Below are 21,098 nucleotides of genomic sequence, written 5' to 3'. Positions count from 1 at the left end.
TGTTCTGCTGCGCTTCACCAAAGAGCTCCAACCGCTCAGGGCTTGATGCTTTTTCCAACAGATTTGTTCGTAAATTCAAGCGTGTAGGACGCTTCCCAATCCAAACCATCTTCCAGCACACCAGCGGCAACCATTTTCTGATAAAAGTCGCTGACAACTTCGTCGGTCATGGCGCCTATCCCCATCTCCAAGGCCGCGCCACTGTCCACGATACCCTGTTCCAGCATCATTTTCTTGGCGAAATCGATCTTGTCCTGAGACATATCGGGGTTGGCTGCAATGATCATCTGGTCAGCCGCAGTACTATCGCCATAGAGGTAGTTGTACCATCCGGTCAGAGATCCATCGACAAAGCATTGAACTTGCTCGGGTGTGTTTTCAATGGTGGCGGCCATGGTTTCGATGGTCGTGGCATAAGACGAATAGCCTGCGTCAGCGATCAGAAACACGTTGGGTTCAATACCGGCTTCCTTACGAACCGCATAGGGTTCAGAGCTCAGGAAACCCTGCATACCTTTTTTCTTATCGGCAATGAACGGGGCCGGGTTATAGGTATAGGGCTGACGCTGCGCGACCGTAAATCCATGTTCGGCAATCATCCACTGATAAAATGACGCAAAGCCATTGTCCCCGATAAGCAGTGTCAGGTCTTTGAGTTCCTCCCAGCTTTCAGCCTCACCCGGATGGGCCAGAATGACCTGTGGGTGTTTCTGGAAGATGGCGGCCACAGAGACGACGGGGATACCTTCCTTGACGGCATTGAATGCCTGCAACATGTCACCGCCCATGTGAAAATCAACCTTTCCTGCGAGCATCAACGCGCGATTGTTGACCTGTGGCCCGCCAGTAATGATTTCTACATCAAGACCGCATTCGGCGTAGGTTCCATCCGCAACCGACTGGTAAAAACCGCCGTGTTCGGCTTGCGCCAGCCAGTTGGTCCCAAACACAACAGGGGTCAGATGCCCATCAGCGAGCCCGGCAGTCGCGCAAAGTGAGAGCGCGCAGGCAAGAAAAGGGGAATGGGTTACGGTCATGGCAGCCTCCGGTTTCTGAACTTTTCTCAATCCGGCGAGAACGAAGAGGCAGGGATTTTTCTGCGGCGTTCGGGACAGATTGAACGCCATGTTCACCCAAAAAGTGACTCATTTCCACGATTTTGTCAGAACAGACGAAAGCGCGCGGCCAAAAAAGGAATGGGCCGGTCGGATAAGCTGAATTTTTATGCGGCGCGATCCGGTCGCAGTCTAAGCGAAGATTGCCGACCAACATTCAATGCAGGCATCCAGTTGGTCAGCCTCAAAAGCAACCCATAGATGGCGCCCGTTGTGGTGAACTTTCAGGATGGCCGGCATTTGCGCGTCCGCGCGCGCCCAAATGACACAATGGTCCGGGCTCGATTGTTCATCGATGACCTTGCCAGACCCATGCTCAGTATCCAGTGCCTGTAGTTCCATCCCAAGGGCGGTCTGCCCAATTATTGCCGCGCCCTCGGCAGCGTCACTGTCGAAAATCGCCAGGGCAAAAATCCGACAGTCCGCGATGGCGGTCTCAAGGGTCACCGATGGCATCGCCTTGCCTGATCCTTCAAAAAGCTGGGCGGACAAATCGGCTGCCGACAGCCCCATCACCCCTTCCGGCAAGGCGCTCTGCGCGATTTCTGTTTGAACGTAAACGCTATCAGCCTCAGCGCAGAAGCCTTGTAGAACCCCGGCGACACTCGCGGGATCGTCAATGGAGATTTGTGTTTCTGCTATCCCGTCACCCTTCTCCAAACGGACATCTTTCCCAACCGACACCCCAAAGAGCCGTCTTTCCGCTACATCAAGAACCAGGTCTCCGACGCGATCATTTGTGAAGCGTAAGTGGCGGCGCAACACCGTTTCATCAATTTCCTGCAAGATTGCTCTTAACCTTTGCGCAGCATCCTCCTTGGCAAGAGGTCTGCCGCGCGCAGAAAAACCATGTTCGATATTGCGCAGACTGGACAACACTTTGCAAAGACGTTCCGCGTCCTCCGTTCGACCATCGGGCATGGTTCAGCCCTCCGCCCCGATGTCTGAAAGCAGCTCAGATGCGACCGCCAACATCTCGGAAACCGGTTCTGGACCGTCGTGAAGAAAGCACAAGGCCTCTTCGTCCGCATGATTGGACCTGACGATGCAAAACCTTTGCGCCGCGTCAAATTCGATTAAGCTGGGGGTAAGACCGTTAGCACCGAAAAACCTGTTGGACACGCCCGCATGAGCCCCTGCGGCAAGACGGGAGGCCGCGCGGCGACACAGATCATCCAGCTTTTCCTGTGTGGTTCGTTCGCGGCTACTGGCGGACAGCACCATACCGGTGGAGACATCGGCAAAGACCACAACACTGCACCCCGCAAACCGGTTGCGGAAACTGTCCAGCCGATCTTTCACTGACAAACTATTCATCTTTGCCGGTCACACACACGCATTCTGCCTTTTCAGAGTGTGTTTGGCATAACCGCAGAAAATGTGATTCCGGTTAACGAAATCAGGAGAATTTGGGGCTCAGGTCCAGATCTTCCTCAGGCTGAGGTCGCGGCGTCGGCCGCTCCCTGCGCGATTTGGCAATGGGGCGGCGCGGCACAATCCTGTCGCCCGTTTCCTCATGGGCCACCGAAGCAGAGGAAGCTTCATTTTCCACCAGAGCTTGCGGTTCACAGTTCAAGGTCTTGAAAGGTTCCAGCGGGCTGCCATCTTCAATCTGATCTGCTATCCTGTTGATTGTGTTCAGAAACTCGGTGACGAATGGCTCTGCGCCACTTTCTTCCCAAATCGCGGGATCATCTTCGGCATCGCGTGCCTGGGTCAACGAGATCATCATTGATGCAGCAAACAACGCGTCGGTTTCTGAGCGCACGCGTTTGAGCACTTTGCGGCGATCTTTTTCCGACACCAACATGTCTCCGCGCGTCAGCAATAAAAGGGAGTGCTCCTGGATATGTTTTGGCACGTTTTCCCAAACTGACGCCTCGCTCTGACGCCAGGCCTGGGTGGCCGGGCTGCACCAGATAACCCCATCAGCCAAAGGCAAAATGCGTTCCCAAACGGCGGACGCCATATTCGGATCAGAAATACCCGGCATGTCGATAATATCGCACATCCGCAGTATCTCTTCCTTACACTGCACCCGGATGAACGCCGTTTCTTCGGTTGATATTTCCTGCAACGCTTCAAGCTCGCACGGGGTCTCGTTTCCCTCCAGATCCACGATGGCCGCCGGACCCGAACCATAGCTGATCCACACCGGCGGCAGTTGGGTGGCAATGACCTGCACCGGCAAGGGGTCTGACCCAATCATCAGGTTGGCAAGGGTACTCTTTCCGGCGCTGAATTCTCCCATCAGGGCGATCCGCGGGCGGCGCGGCCCCTTCACGCCTTTCAGAAAAGCAGGCTCATCTTGAGGGGGGGTGTCGAGCGTCATGATGCATACTCACTCAGTGTTTCTATAGCTTTTGTCAGCATTCCCTGACGATCAGGTGGCGCATTCTTGGCCACGTAAGCCTGAAGTTCCTGCGGGCTCGATTGCGCCAGCTTGTCAAACACATCAAACACCGATTTTTGTTCGGCCAGAAACGTGTCCAACGCTTCTGCGGCCGTCTTGCGGACTTCCTGTGCAAGATCATCGCGGAGTTCGTCGACAAAGGGATTGGTCTCGGTCTTGATCAACTCATAGAAGTTAGATGCATAGGCTTTGTAGCCGCGCCGATGCAGCCACCAGCGTTTCCACCAGCTGCCATTGAGATCGAGCGCGATGGTTCGGCCCAGCGAAACGGGTGGCGGAACCTGTGGCGCCTGTGGCAGTGAAATCCGCGTAAGTTCAGGCGGCAAACCAAAAGCCTGTTGGTAAAGCTGACTCAATTCCAACGCGGTTTCTTGTGTCGTCGCCTCGAAGGCTGCCTTGCTTTTGCGCGCCAGAACCTTGTGAGACGACCCAAGAAGCATCCGCAACCCGGCCGGATCATAGGTCCATGGTTCATGATCGCCGAATTTCTCAAGATGCACGATCAGTGAGGCGGTCGCCCGTTCCAGGAAGCTGGCTTGTACGCGATCCATCCGCTCCGAAAATTCCGCCACGATGGCCGCATAGGTGTCATCAAGCTTATCGAGTTGCGAGGTTGTAATTTCGGCCATCCGATTGATCGCGTCACCGCGTTCAAGGCGCTGGCCATCTGCGGTTCTCGCGCTTGTTTGCGTGATCCGCTCTGCTGCGGATATAGCATTGGCCAGATTTAACCCGCTGGATGCGACGCGCTGCAATGTGACTTGCCCAATGCCCTCCGCGATGCGTGTGGCGAGAGCTCTCTGCAGCGATGGGACGCCGGATAAGGCCCATGCCATCTTGGTCGGATCGCGGCTCTCCACCTCGTCAATGACATCGCTGACGTCCGCGGCCTCAGACCACTCAAGCAACGCCTGGGCGCTTGACGCAGGCAGCGCGTCCAGTTTTCCTTCCAGAGCACAAGCCGCCCACATCGCACTGCCGAAGAGAATCTCGGCATCCTCCGGTCCTTTGTGGCGCGCAAGCGTCTCAGCGATACTCTGGGATATCTGCGGGATCTGGTTCTTGGGATCAGACAACTCGTCCACCCGATTGACGAAGATCACGACATCGCGGGATTTGACGTTTGATATCAGACGAATAAGGGCGAGGTCTGTTGAAGAGAGCGCCTGGTGCGCAGACAGAACGACGACACAGATGCGGCTGTCACGGATCGAACGAATGGTGATTTGCTCGCGCATCATGAAGGTATCGTTCACACCCGGCGTGTCGCGAAGACACAAACGGATCGGCAGTGACGCGCGCTGCATGTTCAAATCTGCCGACTTGGTGATATCCGCGAAACGCCCCTGTTCTTCGGAGATGTCAGGATCTTCCGCGTCAGGCTCTTCGCCGAGGCAGACATATCGTTCAATCAGGTCCTTATCGAAATAGCCATAGTCACGCTGCTGGCCAAGCAACATCTCAAATTTCCGGCCCAGACGAACACGTGATTTCTCGCGCATTTCGGCGGCCTGCGCCTTGATCTTTTCCAGTTCATCATCGGCCCCTGCGCGACTGGCCAGCTCACCAATGCGCCCCCCGCCGGAAATCAGGCGATCCCATTCATCTTCGTCGAAAAACTGAAACGACGCGCTGTCCTTGAAGCCCGCAGCTTGCGGATGAAGGTGCAAAGAGGTCACGACCGACGTCCAGGGATTTACATCCGCTGGCAATAAATCTGTCCGACCGACCACGGCGTTGACCAGAGAGGTTTTGCCGGATTTGATCTGGCCGATCATTGTGACGCTTGGCTCGAAGCTATCAAGTTGGCGCAGCAAACGATCAGCACGCTTTGCGGTATTGTCGTCTCCCAGAGATTGCAAGGATTTCAGCGCCTTACGCACCGCGGCTGCGGTCTTCCCAAACGCTTCGAGGGGCTCAAGACCTACCTTTAGCAGATCGGCCCTTGTCGCTTCCTGGAACGCCTGGGTGCTCGCCGAATTGAGGACGTTCATCGCTGCCCTCCTGTGCAAGCCGTCTGCCTGCCTGATTGGGCGGTCTCTATGGGTATCAGAAAAAATGGCATAGGTTTTGAGCCCCGGATGTATTCTCATCCGAATGTGCGGGGCAAATGTGCAGTGATTGTGGCCGTCGGCGGGCTCAAATACTGAGTATCTTTAAGCTTTTAATGACTTACGCGAGATTGCAGATCCCGGCTCAATTGCAAAATAATGGTGGCGGCATCCGCGGCGGACCGCAGATCGTTTTCCAACGTCATCAGCATGACCTTGTCGCTGGCCTCGTAAAGATCATTGCGCCAAGCGTCAAAATCAGGCGCGCTTTGTGTTTCGGCTGAAGCAAGTTCGGCGAGGTCTTCGGCCAGTGCACCACAGCAGTTCAGGACCGTATCAGGTGCCGCATCCTGACTGATGTCGGCTGTGCGGGACCGTAACAGGTCCAGTGCCTTCTGATAGGTCTGTCTTTGCGGTGAAGAGGCCTCATCCTTCGCGGTCTCAGGAGCAGACGTATCGGCCCCGTAACGTTCCAAAAACAAAAGTGCGCTGTCCAGATCCGCACGCCGACCAGACATGGCCAGTCGCAACAACGTATCTTTAAGAGCTTTGATCCCACTTGCGGCCATCTGGTCATCAGGGATGCCGCCCGTTTGCGTCAATGTCGCATGTGCCTGCAATGTAGAGGTCGGAAAGAAGCTGTGAAATTCTTCCGCTGCAATATATTGCAGCGCTGAAATCACGTGGTTTAGTTGTCCTTGACCGGCCAATCTGTCGGCTTTGGTGAGCACCAGGAAGCTGTGGTCTTTCAGGTGATCCGAGGCATCCGCCCAGATTTTCGCCTCGGTGGGGCCAAATTCCGAGGTACACCACAAAACGATATCCGCTCGTGACATCGCCCAAGCGGCCGTTGCCGCAAAATCATCCATGTCCTGTGGTGCCGTGACATCCGTCACCGTGGTCAGCTTGAGAAAATCACATTGCAGGCAAAGCGACGCGACGCTCTCATCCGGATCGGTCTGAACATCGTCAAAACTGTAGACCGAGGCTTTTTGCCCGGGTTCTGGCAATGCATGCTCCAGCATCACATCGCAAAGCCTTGATTTCCCAGCGCCCTTAGGGCCAAGAACGACGACATTCACGCCTGACCCCAAACGGTCCAGCAGGTTTTTCGCCTGTGCTTTCGCGGCATCGCTCAAGGTCTCGGACGCCAACACAGCCTCCAACCTTGACATCACCTGAACGCGCTCGACCTCATCCGACACGGCGAATGCCTTCCCGTACCGCTGGCTTGGCATCGGTCACGTTTTGGTTCTGTGCTTCCTTGAGTTTCACAACTGAAAAGGACACGTTGTCCAGATCCGGATCGTTCAGTTTCGCAAGCCGGTCCAACAGTCGATCTGCGATCTTGGCGCTATGATCATCTTCATGCAAGCGCAGCACCTCTTCGATCTCCGCATCCGTCAGGAATTGCAGCCCGTCACTGGCAACGATCAGCATGTCGCCCACCTGTAAATCGGTTGGCTCCTGCGGGCAGTCCACAAGCGGCACCTTCTCGCCGAAAAGCACCGATGTCAGGGTGTTTCGGTCCGGGTGGCAGCGCCCCTCTTCATGATCTATCAAGCCGGATTTGACCATGAAATCAATCTGAGGTGCCATGGAGTGGTCTTCGTTAAGCTGTTTCAAGCTTCCATTCCGGTAGAGAAACAGGGGGGAATCCCCGATTGATATCCAGTACAGGCGCTTGTTGATGATGACCGTCGCAACCAGTGTGGCCCCCATGCCCCGTGTCTCGGGGTGCGTTTCCATGTGATCGCGCAGACAGGCATTTGCCGCCATTGCCGCGTCAAAGAGATTTGTTCTGACCGTCTCTTCGAACGCCTCGTTGCCGCGTTGGAATGTCAGCTCACTGAAAACCTCGGTCACGACGATCTTGCTGGCCACATCGCCCGCGGCGTGCCCGCCCATGCCATCCGCCAACACCGTCAACCCGATCTCCGCTCCGCGCGAAAAATCGCAGATGAGGGCATCTTCCTGATAGCTGCGTTGCCCCATGCTCAGCGCAGAGGAGGCATCAAAATCAAAGGACGGTGTCATCGCTGCCATTTGCCATATCCCACTTGAAATCCGATCCGCACAACGCCACGAAACGCAATGTGGTTTCGCCAATGCGCAGAAGGTCGGCGTGAAGCAATTCCTCCGTGCTCAGAACAGGGCGGGCATTGCGACGGATGATGTTGGATTTGCCACCATGACCAATATAGAACTTGTTTTCTTCTTCGTCATAAGCGATCGCCGCATGGTTATGGCGTGAAATGCTATTGTCGCCAAAATCCAGCTTGATGACCTGATCATCGCCGCGTCCGATCATGGATGCGCCGGTGAATATGCTGAAGGAATGCCCGATCCCGGGGCCCTCCACGACCACCAGCCAACCAACGGGAAACTTCTCGTGCTGGGGCTTGGCGGTTGCATTCTCAGAATCGCCGAACGGATCATTGGCGTCAGCTTCAGCGCGATTGAAACCAAGCAATCGTGTCTTTACCCGACCGGCGCGGCGTCCCGCCCGTCCGGCAACCGGAGCGGGCACACCCGACATCGGATCGGTATTCGACAGATCGACCGGAGGAGATTCCACCTCGGCGGGCCCCGCCTGATCTTCCCCCAAGGCGCTCATCTGTTGCTTTGCGTAGGCAACCAGATCCGGCGCTTTTTCTTGCGCGGGTTCATCTGACGACGCCTCGTCTTGGGCCTCATGCGCCTCATGTGGTTCCACTTCTTCTGCCGCCGCCGCAGGCGCGTCATCAGAAGCCACGGATGGTGTAACCTCCGGGGCCTCATTTGCGGTTGGGGCAGCGGGTTCCTCCATCATGCGCGTTTGCGCGAGCACGGCGGCAATATCTGCGGTCTGCGTTTCTTCTTCGTCCTGATCGGCGGCTTCGATCTCTTCGACGCCCTCTTCGGCAAGGACATCGTCTGCAATCTCAAGCTCGGCGTCGACATCCTCGGGCATGACCGAAACGTCCGTCAGCTCACTGTGCTCTTCGGCCGTCTCTTCGGATAGCTCTTCTGCGCGCTCTTCCGCCACCGCAAACGGATCCAGGGGCAAAACCCGATCCTCGGAGTCGATCATGAACGCGTCACGAATTGCCTCCTCGTCCAATGCTTCATCGCCTGTAGCAGGCCTCGATTGGTTTTGAAAAACCTTGCGGAAGAGTGTCATTTTATGCCTTTCCAGTTTCGCCTGTTAACCTGCTGCCCCGGATCATCCGGAACGGTGTAATTTGTTTTGATCTGATTTCTTTCGGAAGGGCTCTAACCGCCCACCACAACAGACCGGTTGATCGTCCAATAGCCGTAGTTTTCACCCATCGAGATGATCTGCCCGACCGTGACTGCGTGAATGTCATCGAATTGCAGCGCCGTGTGCCCCAGAAAGAAATAGGCAAAGAGGATCACCGGTATCGTTGTCAGACGCCGCCAGTTGGTGCTTCTTTCAATTGTCTTTTCCGCCGCAATCAACGCGTCAAAATCACTCTGGGAAATGACTTTGGGCAAACGGGCCTTTCCGCGAGGTCTTGAAGCCGGGCGTGGGCTGTGATCGGGTCCGTCGTAAAGACGTTCCTCTTCTTTGATGAGACGGCTCTTGGTTTTAACAACGGATGCCGGGGTTATGGAGATTTTTTCAGGCTTTGATGACGATGGCGCGGTATCCGAAGACGCACTCAGATCGGTGCTTGTCTGGTCGATTGCGGCGTTAAGCCTGTCAATTATCTGGTCATCCGCCTGCGACGCCGCTGCGACTTCGCCTTGCTGACCGGCCAGAATTGACTGATCGTCGCTTTCGGTGGCCTCTGCCGGGGTTTCGTTTTCATCGAGATCGTAAAGATCTCTGAGAAACGCCTCGTCGTATTTGGGATCAACTGTTTTCGATTTGACCGGTGGCGTGGCGGCCTCCTGCACGATCTCTTTCTTCTGAGCGGCAGCGGGTTTCTCGCCAGTGCCCTCAAAATCCGCCGAAACCGTCTTGATCAGATTGCTGACCGTCAGGTCGATGTTCGCATCATCCTGAGCTTTGGCGCGCGCAATTTCGACCCGCTTTGAATGGTCGATCATCAATATCCAGTCCTCCGCGGACTGAATCCTTTCGGCAGGCACGATGTTCATCGCCATGTCGATGGCACCCAGGAAGGCATCGTCGTATTCGGGAAAACGGCCCTGAAGCGGCTCATAAAGGTCTGGCTGATTTGACGCGAGCGCTGCAAGCCGCGCCTGGCTATTCGGCGGAGCTTGCCCGGTGATTAGGTGACTGAGCGATGCCGCCAGGGCATAGAGATCGCTGCAAGGATATTGCTGGCTGCCAGCCACGTAAAATTCCTGGGGAGAATAGCCATCTTTCACCACCAGAACCGCAGACAGCACGCGGCTTTTGCGGCTGGCTTCTTCGCGTGCAGCACCGAAATCAATCAGCACCGGGCGCCCTGTCTTGTCGACGAGAATGTTGTCCGGAGAGATATCCCTGTGCAACAAATCCTGACTGTGCACATGACCGATGGCTTCAAGCAATTGCAGCGTCAGCGACCGGACCTGCGCGGGGCTCAGTTTCGGCTCGCCGCTTTCAATGATCTCCAGCAGATCTTTACCATCAATCAGATCGAGCGCCATATAGGCCGTCTCATTGTACTCAAAGACCTGATGCACTCCGACGACGCTGGAATGGTCCAAACGCGAAAGCGCATGGGCTTCCCTGATAAAGAGCGCAACGATAGACCGGAAATCGTCCACGTAGTTGCGGGTTCTGGCGCGCACCGTTTTGTTGACGCGGCTGCAAAACGCTTCCGGGAAACACTCCTTGATTACCACGGTGCGGTTCAGACTGTCTTTGGCAAGATAAGTGATCCCGAAACCACCGCTGCTGAGATACCGAATGATCTCATACTGTCCGCTCAGCAACTGGCTGCCGGGTGCCAACGCTTCGCTGTTGGCGTCGTCGTCCGCTATTGTCCCTTCTTGCGTATTCATCGCGTTTTCTATCGTCCATTGGTGATCACTACCCGCCTGTCGCGCTTTGAAAACGCACGCGGGCCTGTGGCAAAAATGGTCGAAAGGCTGTGTCCAAAACATGGCTTGAGAAGGGAAGAGACGTGCCATGAAAAGACAAGTTTAGGAGAATGCGGTCGTTCTCAACCGACAAACCAGCTAGATCAAAAGACAATATCCGCGGCCCGACAGACCGCGGATATGCGTCAAATCATTTGGAAAAAAGGAAAATCAGAGTGCTACGCGCGTAGCCTTTCCCTGTTTTTCAGCCTCCGCAGCGGCGACCGAGGCTACGGCCAGATCTTGCAGGCCGACACCGGTACCATCAAAAAGGGTAATTTCCCCGTCATTGCTGCGACCGGGATGATCGCCGTTGATGACGGCACCAATCGGGGTGATATCGCTTTGTGATATCAGACCCGATGCGATGGCATGCTGGGCCTCGCCAATGGTGGTTGATTGGGCAATCTCATCGGCAAATACCGTGGCATTTGCCAGAATGGCCGGATCGACCTCCTGCTTGCCTTTGGTATCGGTGCCCATGCAGGCGATATGTGTGCCCGGCTTGATCCAGTCTTTCATCATCAGCGGTTCAAAGGCGCTGGTGATCGTGATGATGACATCCGCCTGCGCGCCCAGTTCTTCCTGGGTGACCGCTTCAAATGCCAGCCCCAACTCCTCAGCCACCGCCCCGAGGCGTGGCAGCATATCGGGATGCGGGTTCCACGCCACAACCTTCTCGAAATCGCGCTGCTTCACGGCGGCGCGCAACTGGAAGGTCGATTGATGCCCTGCCCCAACCATACCCAGAACCTTGGCGTCCTTGCGCGCCAGATGCGCAATCGACACCGACGACGAAGCCGCCGTGCGCACCGCAGTCAGGTAATTGCCGCCCACCAGCGCCTGCAACATGCCGGTGTCGGGATCAAAGAGGAATATGGTCGACTGGTGGTTGGTCAGGCCTTTGTCCATATTGCCGGGCCAATATCCGCCCGACTTCACGCCCAGTGTTTTACCGGCCTTGTCAAATCCCGATTTGAAACCATAAAGCGCATCCGCATATCCGATCGCTTCGCGGATCACCGGAAAGTTGTAGGCATCACCCTTTGCCATGGCACCAAATACGGCCTCAACCGCATCAAAGGCATCCTTGCTGTTCACAACTTCGGCGCAGACGTCTTCGCCCACGATCAACAATCCTTCGGACATTTGGGATTTCCTGTCTTTTACTTTGAATTTCCGCGCGACCGGACGGACCGGACGCGCTGCTGTGTTTTTGTAAGGGGATCAGTAGGCTTTACCGCGCGCGGAGACGGGCCAGATTGTCTCCACCTTGCCGCCCCGCACACCGACGTACCAGTCATGCACGTTGCAGGTCGGATCGCAGTGGCCCGGCACCAGTTTAAGCTTGTCATTGACCTTGAGCACGCCGTCGGGATCAGCAACTACGCCATGTTCGTCCGAACATTTGACATATTCCACATCCGTGCGGCCAAAGATGGTGGGCAGCCCTGAATCCACCGATTGCGCCTTCAGACCCGCATCGACGATTGCCTTGTCGGCTTTGGCGTGGCTCATCACGGAGGTCAGGATAAAGAGCGCGTTTTCCCACTCGCCCTGATCAATCCGGTTGCCGTCCTTGTCCAGAATGCGGCCATAATCTGCGTCCATGAAAGCGTAGGAGCCACACTGCAATTCGTTATATACGCCCGAGTTGCCTTCAAAATAATAGGACCCCGTGCCGCCGCCGCCGACGATATCGCACTCCAGACCATCCGCCTTGAGCGTGTCCACAGCGTCTTTCACCTGCGCCACGGCGATGTCGATTTTCGCCTTGCGGTCGTCATAGCTGTCCATGTGCTGCATCGCGCCCTGATAGGCCTGGATGCCGGAAAATTTCAGTCCCGGTGCCGCATCGATGGCTTTGGCGATTTCCACAACGGCTGGCGTTGTTGTGACGCCACAACGCCCCGCGCCACAGTCAATCTCTACCAGACATTCGATTTCGGTGCCATGACGGGTGGCCGCCTCCGACAGGTCCGCGACGTTTTCCACATCGTCCACGCAGCAGATGGTGCGCGCGCCAAGTTTGGGCAGACGGGCCAAGCGATCAATTTTCTCTGGTTGACGCACCTGGTTGGAGACCAGCACATCCTTGATACCACCACGGGCAAAAACTTCCGCTTCGGACACTTTCTGGCAACAGACACCACAGCTTCCGCCCAGTTTTTCCTGAAGCAGGGCAACGTCGACAGATTTGTGCATCTTTCCGTGCACACGGTGCCGCATGCCGTGATCGCGTGCCCAATCGCCCATCTTCTTGATGTTGCGTTCAAGCGCATCCAGATCGAGCACCAGACAGGGCGTTGCGATCTTGGCCTCATCCATGCCGATTGCTGCCGGGATGTCGTAGCCAACTTCGTATTCTTCGATATTTACTTGTTTGTTCATGTCCGTATCTCCTTAGCCCAATGTCCAGGGCAGTTTATCCATATCCACATTGCCGCCGGTGATGATCACACCCACGCGCTTGCCGCGGAACACGTCCGGGTTGCGCAGGATGGCCGCCATTGGCACAGCACAGCTTGGCTCCATCACAATCTTCATGCGTTGCCATGTCAGTTTCATCGCATCAATGATTTCCTGTTCCGATGCTGTCAGCACGTCGGTCACGAAATTCGACACAAAGTGCCAAGTGTTTTCCTTCAATGGTACTTTCAGACCATCGGCAATTGTTACAGGCGCATCATCGGCAATGATATGCCCCGCCCGGAAGGAACGCGCCGCATCATCCGCCTGATCGGGCTCTGCCGCATAAATCTCCATTTTGGGTGCAAGGTTCGACAAAGTCAGGCAGGTGCCTGAAATCATTCCACCGCCACCAATCGGCGCGATCACCGCATCAAGGTTTTCCGTCTGCTCAAGCAATTCAAAAGAACAGGTCGCCTGCCCGGCAATAACGCGCGGATCATTGTAAGGGTGCACAAATTCCGCGCCCGTGGCCTGTTGTACTTCGGCAAAAACGGCCTCGCGGCTGGTGGTCGACGGCTCGCATTCCGTGATGATCCCACCGTAGCCGCGCACGGCTGCCTTTTTGGCCTCGGGTGCTGTGCGCGGCATCACCACGTGACAGGGGATGCCGCGCCTGCCGGCCGCGTAGCTGAGCGACAGCGCATGATTGCCCGACGAATGGGTCGCAACGCCCTTCTCAGCCATCGCATCGTTGAGGCCAAAGACGGCGTTGGACGCACCACGCACCTTGAAAGCACCGGCTTTCTGAAAATTCTCACATTTGAAGAACAGCTCCGCGCCCGTCAGATCGTTGAAATAGGACGACGTCAGCACAGGCGTGCGATGGATATAGGGCTTGATCCGCGCATGGGCGTCACGCACGTGATCAAGTGTCAGATCAGGTCCCGTCATTGTGTCCAACATTTGTCGTTTCCCCATTATGCTGCAGATTTGATCATGGCTGACCGATGCGTGCGAAAGTAATCCTGCGCCGCTGCGACACCACTGCCCAACTCAATCGGATAGTCCAGATCAGCCATCGCCATTTCAATCGTCGCAAGCCCGGATAGCACCATCACATCCGTCAGGCTGCCCAAATGGCCAATCCGAAACGCCTTGCCGTTCATCTCACCAAGCCCGATCCCAAAGGAGACACCGTAGGCATTGAACGCCTGATCTGTCAGGGCGTTGCTGTCAAAACCTTTGGGAACGTAGATCGCACTGACAGTGTCGGAATAAAGTTCCGGGCTTTCGGCAACCAGGTTCAGCCCCCAGGCACCCACGGCTTTGCGCACGCCTTCCGCCAGACGAAAATGCCGCGCGTAGACGTTTTCCAGCCCTTCTTCAAAGAGCATTTTGAGGCTTTCACGCATGCCATAGATTAGTTGCAATGGCGGCGTATAGGGAAAACCACCGGAGGCGTTCGCGCCCATCATGTCGCGGAAATCGAAGAAGGTGCGCGATAGTTTCGCCGTTTCCATGGCAGCCAAAGCCTTGGGGCTCACCCCGAGGATGGCCATACCGGTCGCCAGCATGAACCCTTTTTGCGATCCGGACACGGCGATATCGACCCCCCACTCATCCATACGGAAATCCATCGACGCCAGCGAACTGACGCAATCGACAAACATCATCGCCGGATGGCTGGCGGCATTCATGGCGGCGCGGACGGCTGCAATATCGGATTTCACGCCCGTTGCAGTTTCATTATGCGTCACAAGAACGGCTTTGATGGTGTGGTCCTTATCCGCACTGAGTACGGCTTCAAATTTATCCGCCGGTGCGCCTGAACCCCATGGGCATTCAATGATCTGAACATCCAACTGATGTCTCTGACAAAGATCGATCCAGCGATGGCTGAACATGCCATAGCGTGCCACCAGAACCTTATCGCCGGGGCTCAGCGTGTTGCATATCGCCGCCTCCCATCCACCCGTGCCACTGGCGGGGAAGGTAATCACGGAGCCTTCAGTGGTGCCAAAAACCTTTTTGGTATCTTCCAGAACGGGCGCGAATGTCTCCACGAAGTCGGGCGCGCGATGATCACGGGTCTGGACGTGCATCGCAGCACGCAGCCGATCCGGAATGTTTGTTGGCCCCGGGATAAACACTGGATTTTGATCTGACATGGCGTCGTCCTCCTAATTCACGGCGACATCATACCAAATAGGGTGGCGCAATCAATTTTCTCGAAAATATTTTTCATTATCAAAATATAATACTCAACTTTCTGATATTAATATATTTTTATTTTTTCATATGCTTTCGTATTTTGTTATTGAAAACATTTTTCACTTATAGATACTAGGGTAATCTAGTATTTGGAGACGCCCGTGAATACCCAGAAACGGCAACGTGGCAGGCCAAAGTCACAGTTCAAGGAAAGCTCCGCAGGCACCTTGCAATCGCTGGATCGTGCCTTGGGCATTCTCAAAGCGGTCTCTCGCGCCGAACGGGCATCATTGACCGACCTGTCGCTATCGCTGGGCGTCCCCACAGCGACCACGCACCGGATTTTGACCACGCTGCAAAAGCATGGGTTTGTCGCATTCGACGAGGAGCGGCAGGATTGGGTGATCGGCATCGAAGCCTACCGCACCGGCGTATCCTTCATGAACCGCACAAATCTGAGCGCCGTCAGCCGCCCCATCATGCGGCAATTGATGGAAAAGACCGGCGAGACGGCAAATCTCGCCATTGCGGACGGATCAGAAGTTGTCTTTGTGGGGCAGGTCGAGACCGTCAATCCGATCCGCGCATTCTTTGCGCGCGGCACCCGAACATCGATGCACGCCTCCGGCACAGGCAAGGCAATCCTTTCTGCCCTGCCCCAAGATCGCGCCAGAAAACTACTGATGACGTCCGGTCTTTCGAGCTTCACAGATAATACGCTTGTCACACCGGACGCGCTATTCACGGACCTTGATATAACCCGTGCACGCGGCTGGTCCTTTGATCGTGAGGAGCGCCATATTGGCATGTCCTGCATCGGCAGCGTTATCTATGACGAGCACAAGGAACCTTTCGCGGGGGTTTCCATTTCCGGACCCAGCACCCGGTTTGACGACCTGCGGGTGCCGGAACTTGGTGCCACTGTCCTGGACGCAGCGCAGCAAATCACCCATCTGATCGGTGGTCGCGTGCCTGTCAAAGAGCCAGATCATTCGACCAACACCACCTGAACCGGACGGCCCAGTTTCTCATGCGAAAGGAGAAAAACACAAAAAACTGTGAGAAATCGCCAATTTACACCCGAAGGTTGTACTAAAGTGTTGTTTTGCGGTTTCTTTTTCTTGCCGGATCGTATTGGGCCGCTAAGTTTACATCATGGAAATTCGGGGAGGAATTGTTTGAGCGTTGTTCCATTTTGGATGCGGCGTGACGAACAGGGCCCGCACGGTCGTCAATTCTTGAAATTTCATAAGACACTTGAGCGTTCTCGCTCGCAGCTGACTTGGGCTGAAACAGTCCATTCCTAGGGAGGAAATATGACAGAAAACCTTAATCGCAGAAAATTCCTGCGTGGCTCCGCGGTCGCAGGTGCAGCAGCCCTTGCCACGCCGGCCATTGCTGACGGCCACGGCGTTACACTAAAAATGCAGGCAGCCTGGGGCGGCGGTATCTTTCTCGAAAACGCGCAGTCCTTTGCGGCTCGCGTCAATGAAATGAGCGGCGGCTCACTGACCATCGAAGTATTGTCGGTCGACGCTGTTGTTAAAACCAGCCAGATGCAGGATGCGGTTCACCGCGGCGTTCTGGACGCGGCTCACTACGTGCCCGCTTATTGGTACGGCAAATCCAAGGCGGCCTCGCTCTTTGGCACCGGCCCCTGCTTTGGCTGGTCGAGCCAGGAGGTGCTGGGCTGGGTTTATGCTGGCGGCGGTCAGGAACTCTTTGACGAGCTGATGTCTGAACTGCGCCTGAACGTGGTGTCCTTCTTCAATTCGCCGATGCCCGCACAGCCGATGGGTTGGTTCAAGGAGCAGATCACCGACGCCTCGCAGATGGAAGGTCTCAAGTACCGGACCGTTGGTCTGGCCGCAGACGTTCTGCTGGAGATGGGCATGTCGGTTGTTCAGCTGCCCGGTGGTGAGATTCAGCCGGCGATGAAATCCGGCCTGATCGACGCGGCGGAGTTCAACAACCCGACGTCCGACCGTGACTTCGGGATGCAGGACGTGTCCAAGCACTACCACCTCGCGTCCTTCCACCAGAGCCAGGAGTTCTTTGAGGTTACGATCAACAAGGACAAGTTCAACGCGCTTTCCGATGACCATAAGGCGATCATCAAGAACGCGTCGATGGCGGAAAACTCCGGTTTCTATTGGGGCAACACCAAGCGCTATTCCGATGACCTGCTGAAACTGCAGGAAGCCGATGGCGTGAACGTGTACCGCACACCGGATTCAGTCATGGAAGCCCAGCTGGCAGCCTGGGACAAGGTCACGGAGCGCATTGCAAGTGATGATCCCTTCTTTGCCAAGGTGATGGACTCGCAAAAGGCCTACGCCAAAAATGTGATGAACTATCTGAACCTGAACCAGCCTGACTATAAGCTGGCCTACAACCACTACTTCGGTTGATCTGACAAAGCACAAAAAAGTGACCCCGGGCATCTCGCAAGATGTCCGGGTTTACATGATGCTGACCGGGCCACCAGAAAAGCGTTCGCGCAGCCGCGACAGGGAAATCAACTACCATGAAATTCGTACATGCCATCGAAGGATTGAGCCTTTGGGTCGGTCGCGCATTCGGCTGGTGCATCCTGATCCTCACGCTGTCCGTGTCATATGAGGTCTTCGTGCGCTATGTGCTCAATGCGCCCACCGTCTGGGCCTTTGACATGATGATCCAGATGTATGGTGCATTGTTCCTGATGTGTGGCGCCTATGCACTGGCGCAAGACACCCACGTACGCGCCGACGTCATCTACCGTCTCTTCCCGGTCAAGGTGCAGGCGAGCCTCGATTTCCTCCTCTACTTCCTGTTTTTCTTTCCGGGCGTCACCGCCCTTGTCTGGTTCGGCTACGAGATCGCCTCAGACAGCTGGCGCTATAAGGAAGTGAGCTTCAACAGCCCCGCCAGCATTCAGATCTACTTTTTCAAATCGCTGATCCCGGTTGCCGGTGCGCTTTTGATGATCCAGGGCGTCGCCGAGCTGGTGCGTTGTGTCATCGCCATCCGAAGCGGGGAATGGCCCGAGCGGCTGGCCGATGTGAAAGAGACCGAAGATCTGCTCTCGGACGCAGATATCGCTGAAATCCAAGCCATCCATCCCGGCAAGCAATAACGACGCGCCAGCAGGAAGAAAGATACAAAAATGACAAATCCCGAAGTCGCCCTGTTGATGCTGGGCCTGTTTATTTTGCTGGTTTTGCTTGGGTTTCCGATTGCCTTCACGCTTTTGGCGATGGGCGTGGCCTTTGGCTATTACGCCTATCACCAAGGTCATCCGATCGAGACCTTCAGCGATATCTTCAACAACAATATTTTCTACCTGCTCAACCAGAACACCTATTCGGTGATGGAAAACCCCACGCTGGTGGCGATCCCGCTGTTTTTGTTCATGGGCTACGTGGTCGAACGCGCCAATATCGTCGACAAGCTCTTCTTCTCGCTCTATCAGGCGGCGCGCAACCTGCCCGGCTCGTTGGCCATCGCCGCCCTGCTGACCTGCGCGGTCTTCTCCACCGCCTCAGGCATCGTCGGCGCTGTTGTGACCCTGATGGGGCTCCTGGCTTTTCCCGCCATGGCCAACGCCAACTATAACAAAAGTTTCGCCTCTGGCGTTATCTGCGCGGGCGGGACACTGGGCATCTTGATCCCACCGTCCATCATGCTGATCGTTTATTCGGCGATCGCGGATCTATCCCCGCTGCGCCTCTACGCGGCGGCCGTCTTCCCCGGGTTGCTCCTGGCGGGCCTATATATCGTCTATGTGATCGTCCGGGTCTGGTTTAACCCTGCTTTGGCCCCCAAGCCGCAGATGGATGACATCCCGCCGCCGCGCGAAATTTACTGGAATCTGTTGGTCAGTTTTGTGCCCCTGACGGTGCTCATTGCGCTGGTTCTGGGCTCGATCCTTGGCGGTCTGGCGACACCGGCGGAAGCGGCGGCCATGGGGGCTTTGGGCGGAATGGTTCTCGCCGTGCTCTACCGGTCGATGACCTGGACCAAGCTCAAGGAAAGCGTGTTCCTCACCGCCAAGGCGACCGCCATGGTCTGCTGGCTCTTTGTCGGCTCCTGGACCTTTGCTTCCGTCTTCTCCTACCTCGGGGGGCATGACATCATCGCCGATTGGGTCGGCGGCATGGACCTGGAGCCCTGGCAGTTCCTGGTGCTTGCGCAGATCATCATCTTCCTGCTGGGCTGGCCGCTGGAATGGTCGGAAATCCTGATCATCTTCGTGCCAATCTTCCTGCCATTGCTCGAAGTCTTCGGCGTGAACCCCTATTTCTTTGCGATGCTGGTGGCGCTGAACCTTCAGACCTCGTTCTTGACCCCGCCCATGGCCATGTCGGCCTATTACTTAAAGGGGGTGCTCAAAAAGCAGATCGAACTGATGGAAATCTTCCGTGGCATCATGCCCTATCTCGGCATCGTGATCCTGACGATGGTGCTGATGTATCAGTTCCCGGGCATTGCGCTGTGGTTCCCCGATTATCTCTTCGGTGAATATATTCCGTGAAGATCAAACCGCATACGCTCTCGGCAACGGAGGCGGCGCGATTTATCGCCTCCGGCCAGCTTAAATCCGTTCAGCTGGTGCAGTCCTGTCTCGATCATATCGCGCAAACCGATGACGCGATCCGCGCCTGGGCCTTTCTTGATCCCGGTGCCGCACTGGCACAGGCCGAAGCCTGTGACACCTTGCGGCAAAAGGGCCTGGCAACAGGGCCGCTTCACGGATTGCCGGTGGCGTTGAAAGACATCATCGACACGCGCGACATGCCCACTCAGCGTGGCACCCCCATCTTTGCGGGCCGTCAAAACGAAGATGATGCGCGGATCGTCGAATTGCTGCGCGAAGCCGGGGCGGTGATCATGGGGAAAACCGTGACGACCGAACTGGCCTTTGTGCATGCCAATGAAACCCGCAACCCGCACAACACTGAGCATTCGCCCGGCGGGTCTTCGAGCGGATCGGCGGCTGCCGTCGCTGCCGGTCATGTCCCACTGGCCATCGGCACACAGACCAACGGGTCCGTTATCCGGCCCGCCTCCTTCTGCGGGACATTCGGGTTTAAACCCACACGTGGAACGATCCCGCGCACTGGTGTCCTGCAAACCTCTGTGTCGCTTGATCAGATCGGGACATTCGCCCGGACGCTGGAAGACGCGGCTTTTCTGGCCGACGCCATCAGCGCCTACGACCAACGGGACCGCGAGAGCTTTGGCCACGCCCGCCCGCGTATGGCAAAGGCAGCTGTCGAAGACCCCGCGATGGAGCCGGATATCGTCTGGTTCAATCTGCCCTTCAACGACCGTCTGGCGGAGGACACCCGCGAAGGTCTCGACGGGGTGATGGAGATATTGGGAGAGCGTGTCAGACGCATGGATCCAGCCGATCAACTGTCTGAACTTGTAGCCGTGCAGGCACGCATCCACGAGTTTGAAATTGCACACCATCAGGCGCAGGTCTTTGATGCTCACTGGGATCAGATCAGCGACACGTTGAAACCGATCATCACGCGTGCACGCCAGATCAGCCAGACAGAATATGACGATGCATTGGCCGTCAAAGCATCCGCCGAAGCCTTCTTTGAGGACTTTTTCACCGAATATGACGCGATCCTGGCCCCTGCTGCTGCGGGAGAGGCCCCGCGGTTCGGGTCCGGCACCGGCGATCCGATCTTCTGCACTTTATGGACGCTTGCGGGCCTGCCTTGTGTTACTTTGCCCTTGCTTGTGGGAGAGGCCGGCCTGCCCATTGGTGTACAACTGATCGGACCGGCCAAAAAGGACGACCGGCTGATGCGCACCGCACGCTGGCTGCAACAACACATCGCGGCAGAGGCCGCCTGAAAA

18 protein-coding genes are annotated in these 21,098 nt (G+C 56.2%); 5 read left to right on the top strand and 13 right to left on the bottom strand.

The annotated features are described in order from the left end of the window. Positions 1 to 35: 35 nt before the first annotated feature. From Q0802_RS09980 to bhcA, 13 genes are all read right to left on the bottom strand, one after another. Entirely contained in the window at positions 36 to 1,037 is a 1,002-nt protein-coding gene (locus Q0802_RS09980; RefSeq protein WP_298917292.1) for an ABC transporter substrate-binding protein, read from the bottom strand. Between the two features lie 210 nt (positions 1,038 to 1,247). Further along, positions 1,248 to 2,036 (bottom strand): hypothetical protein, encoded by a 789-nt coding sequence (locus Q0802_RS09975; protein ID WP_298917289.1) that lies wholly within the window; start codon positions 2,034 to 2,036, stop codon positions 1,248 to 1,250. A 3-nt stretch (positions 2,037 to 2,039) separates the two neighbouring features. Then, positions 2,040 to 2,432, bottom strand: a complete 393-nt coding sequence (locus Q0802_RS09970; protein ID WP_298917287.1) for a hypothetical protein — start codon at positions 2,430 to 2,432, stop codon at positions 2,040 to 2,042. Positions 2,433 to 2,514: 82 nt separating this feature from the next. Then, on the bottom strand, positions 2,515 to 3,447 hold the full coding sequence (locus Q0802_RS09965) for a dynamin family protein (RefSeq protein WP_298917284.1): 933 nt from the start codon (positions 3,445 to 3,447) through the stop codon (positions 2,515 to 2,517). Then, positions 3,444 to 5,522, bottom strand: coding sequence for a dynamin family protein (locus Q0802_RS09960; protein ID WP_298917282.1), 2,079 nt, complete (start codon positions 5,520 to 5,522; stop codon positions 3,444 to 3,446). Before Q0802_RS09960 ends, Q0802_RS09965 begins: the two co-directional genes overlap by 4 nt. 170 nt (positions 5,523 to 5,692) lie before the next feature. Continuing rightward, positions 5,693 to 6,784 (bottom strand): GTPase domain-containing protein, encoded by a 1,092-nt coding sequence (locus Q0802_RS09955; RefSeq protein WP_298917281.1) that lies wholly within the window; start codon positions 6,782 to 6,784, stop codon positions 5,693 to 5,695. Continuing rightward, the gene (locus tag Q0802_RS09950; protein WP_298917279.1) at positions 6,774 to 7,625 is read right to left on the bottom strand and encodes a protein phosphatase 2C domain-containing protein; all 852 of its coding nucleotides are present in this window, start codon (positions 7,623 to 7,625) and stop codon (positions 6,774 to 6,776) included. The genes Q0802_RS09955 and Q0802_RS09950 overlap by 11 nt, the downstream gene beginning before the upstream one ends. Beyond that, positions 7,600 to 8,742: an FHA domain-containing protein gene (locus Q0802_RS09945; protein ID WP_298917277.1), complete on the bottom strand. Its 1,143-nt coding sequence runs from the start codon at positions 8,740 to 8,742 to the stop codon at positions 7,600 to 7,602. The genes Q0802_RS09950 and Q0802_RS09945 overlap by 26 nt, the downstream gene beginning before the upstream one ends. 92 nt (positions 8,743 to 8,834) lie before the next feature. Further along, complete coding sequence (locus Q0802_RS09940) at positions 8,835 to 10,541, bottom strand: serine/threonine-protein kinase (protein WP_298917275.1); 1,707 nt, start codon at positions 10,539 to 10,541, stop codon at positions 8,835 to 8,837. 249 nt (positions 10,542 to 10,790) lie between these two features. Then, on the bottom strand, positions 10,791 to 11,768 hold the full coding sequence (gene bhcD, locus Q0802_RS09935) for an iminosuccinate reductase BhcD (RefSeq protein ID WP_298917273.1): 978 nt from the start codon (positions 11,766 to 11,768) through the stop codon (positions 10,791 to 10,793). A gap of 78 nt (positions 11,769 to 11,846) precedes the next feature. Beyond that, a complete protein-coding gene (gene bhcC / locus Q0802_RS09930; protein WP_298917271.1) occupies positions 11,847 to 13,010 on the bottom strand; it encodes a 3-hydroxy-D-aspartate aldolase BhcC in 1,164 nt (387 codons plus the stop codon). A 12-nt stretch (positions 13,011 to 13,022) separates the two neighbouring features. Beyond that, complete coding sequence (gene bhcB, locus Q0802_RS09925; protein ID WP_298917269.1) at positions 13,023 to 13,994, bottom strand: beta-hydroxyaspartate dehydratase BhcB; 972 nt, start codon at positions 13,992 to 13,994, stop codon at positions 13,023 to 13,025. A gap of 14 nt (positions 13,995 to 14,008) precedes the next feature. Next, positions 14,009 to 15,199, bottom strand: a complete 1,191-nt coding sequence (gene bhcA, locus Q0802_RS09920) for an L-aspartate--glyoxylate aminotransferase BhcA (RefSeq protein WP_298917266.1) — start codon at positions 15,197 to 15,199, stop codon at positions 14,009 to 14,011. A gap of 204 nt (positions 15,200 to 15,403) precedes the next feature. On the opposite strand from bhcA, the gene Q0802_RS09915 reads away from it, so the two are divergent. The 5 genes from Q0802_RS09915 to Q0802_RS09895 all read left to right on the top strand — a co-directional run bounded on the left by Q0802_RS09915 (position 15,404) and on the right by Q0802_RS09895 (position 21,095). After that, positions 15,404 to 16,252 (top strand): IclR family transcriptional regulator, encoded by an 849-nt coding sequence (locus Q0802_RS09915; RefSeq protein ID WP_298917263.1) that lies wholly within the window; start codon positions 15,404 to 15,406, stop codon positions 16,250 to 16,252. Between the two features lie 306 nt (positions 16,253 to 16,558). Next, positions 16,559 to 17,653: a TRAP transporter substrate-binding protein gene (locus Q0802_RS09910; RefSeq protein WP_298917260.1), complete on the top strand. Its 1,095-nt coding sequence runs from the start codon at positions 16,559 to 16,561 to the stop codon at positions 17,651 to 17,653. A 116-nt stretch (positions 17,654 to 17,769) separates the two neighbouring features. Then, complete coding sequence (locus tag Q0802_RS09905; RefSeq protein WP_298917257.1) at positions 17,770 to 18,360, top strand: TRAP transporter small permease subunit; 591 nt, start codon at positions 17,770 to 17,772, stop codon at positions 18,358 to 18,360. Between the two features lie 30 nt (positions 18,361 to 18,390). Beyond that, positions 18,391 to 19,758 carry a TRAP transporter large permease subunit gene (locus Q0802_RS09900; RefSeq protein WP_298917254.1) on the top strand — a complete coding sequence of 456 codons (1,368 nt, stop codon included), beginning with the start codon at positions 18,391 to 18,393 and terminating at the stop codon, positions 19,756 to 19,758. Beyond that, positions 19,755 to 21,095 carry an amidase gene (locus tag Q0802_RS09895; RefSeq protein ID WP_298917252.1) on the top strand — a complete coding sequence of 447 codons (1,341 nt, stop codon included), beginning with the start codon at positions 19,755 to 19,757 and terminating at the stop codon, positions 21,093 to 21,095. Before Q0802_RS09900 ends, Q0802_RS09895 begins: the two co-directional genes overlap by 4 nt. Positions 21,096 to 21,098: the final 3 nt, after the last annotated feature.

This window comes from uncultured Roseobacter sp. (genome assembly GCF_947495275.1).
Classification (GTDB): Bacteria; Pseudomonadota; Alphaproteobacteria; order Rhodobacterales; family Rhodobacteraceae; genus Roseobacter.
This window is presented reverse-complemented; position numbering and strand designations above follow the sequence as displayed.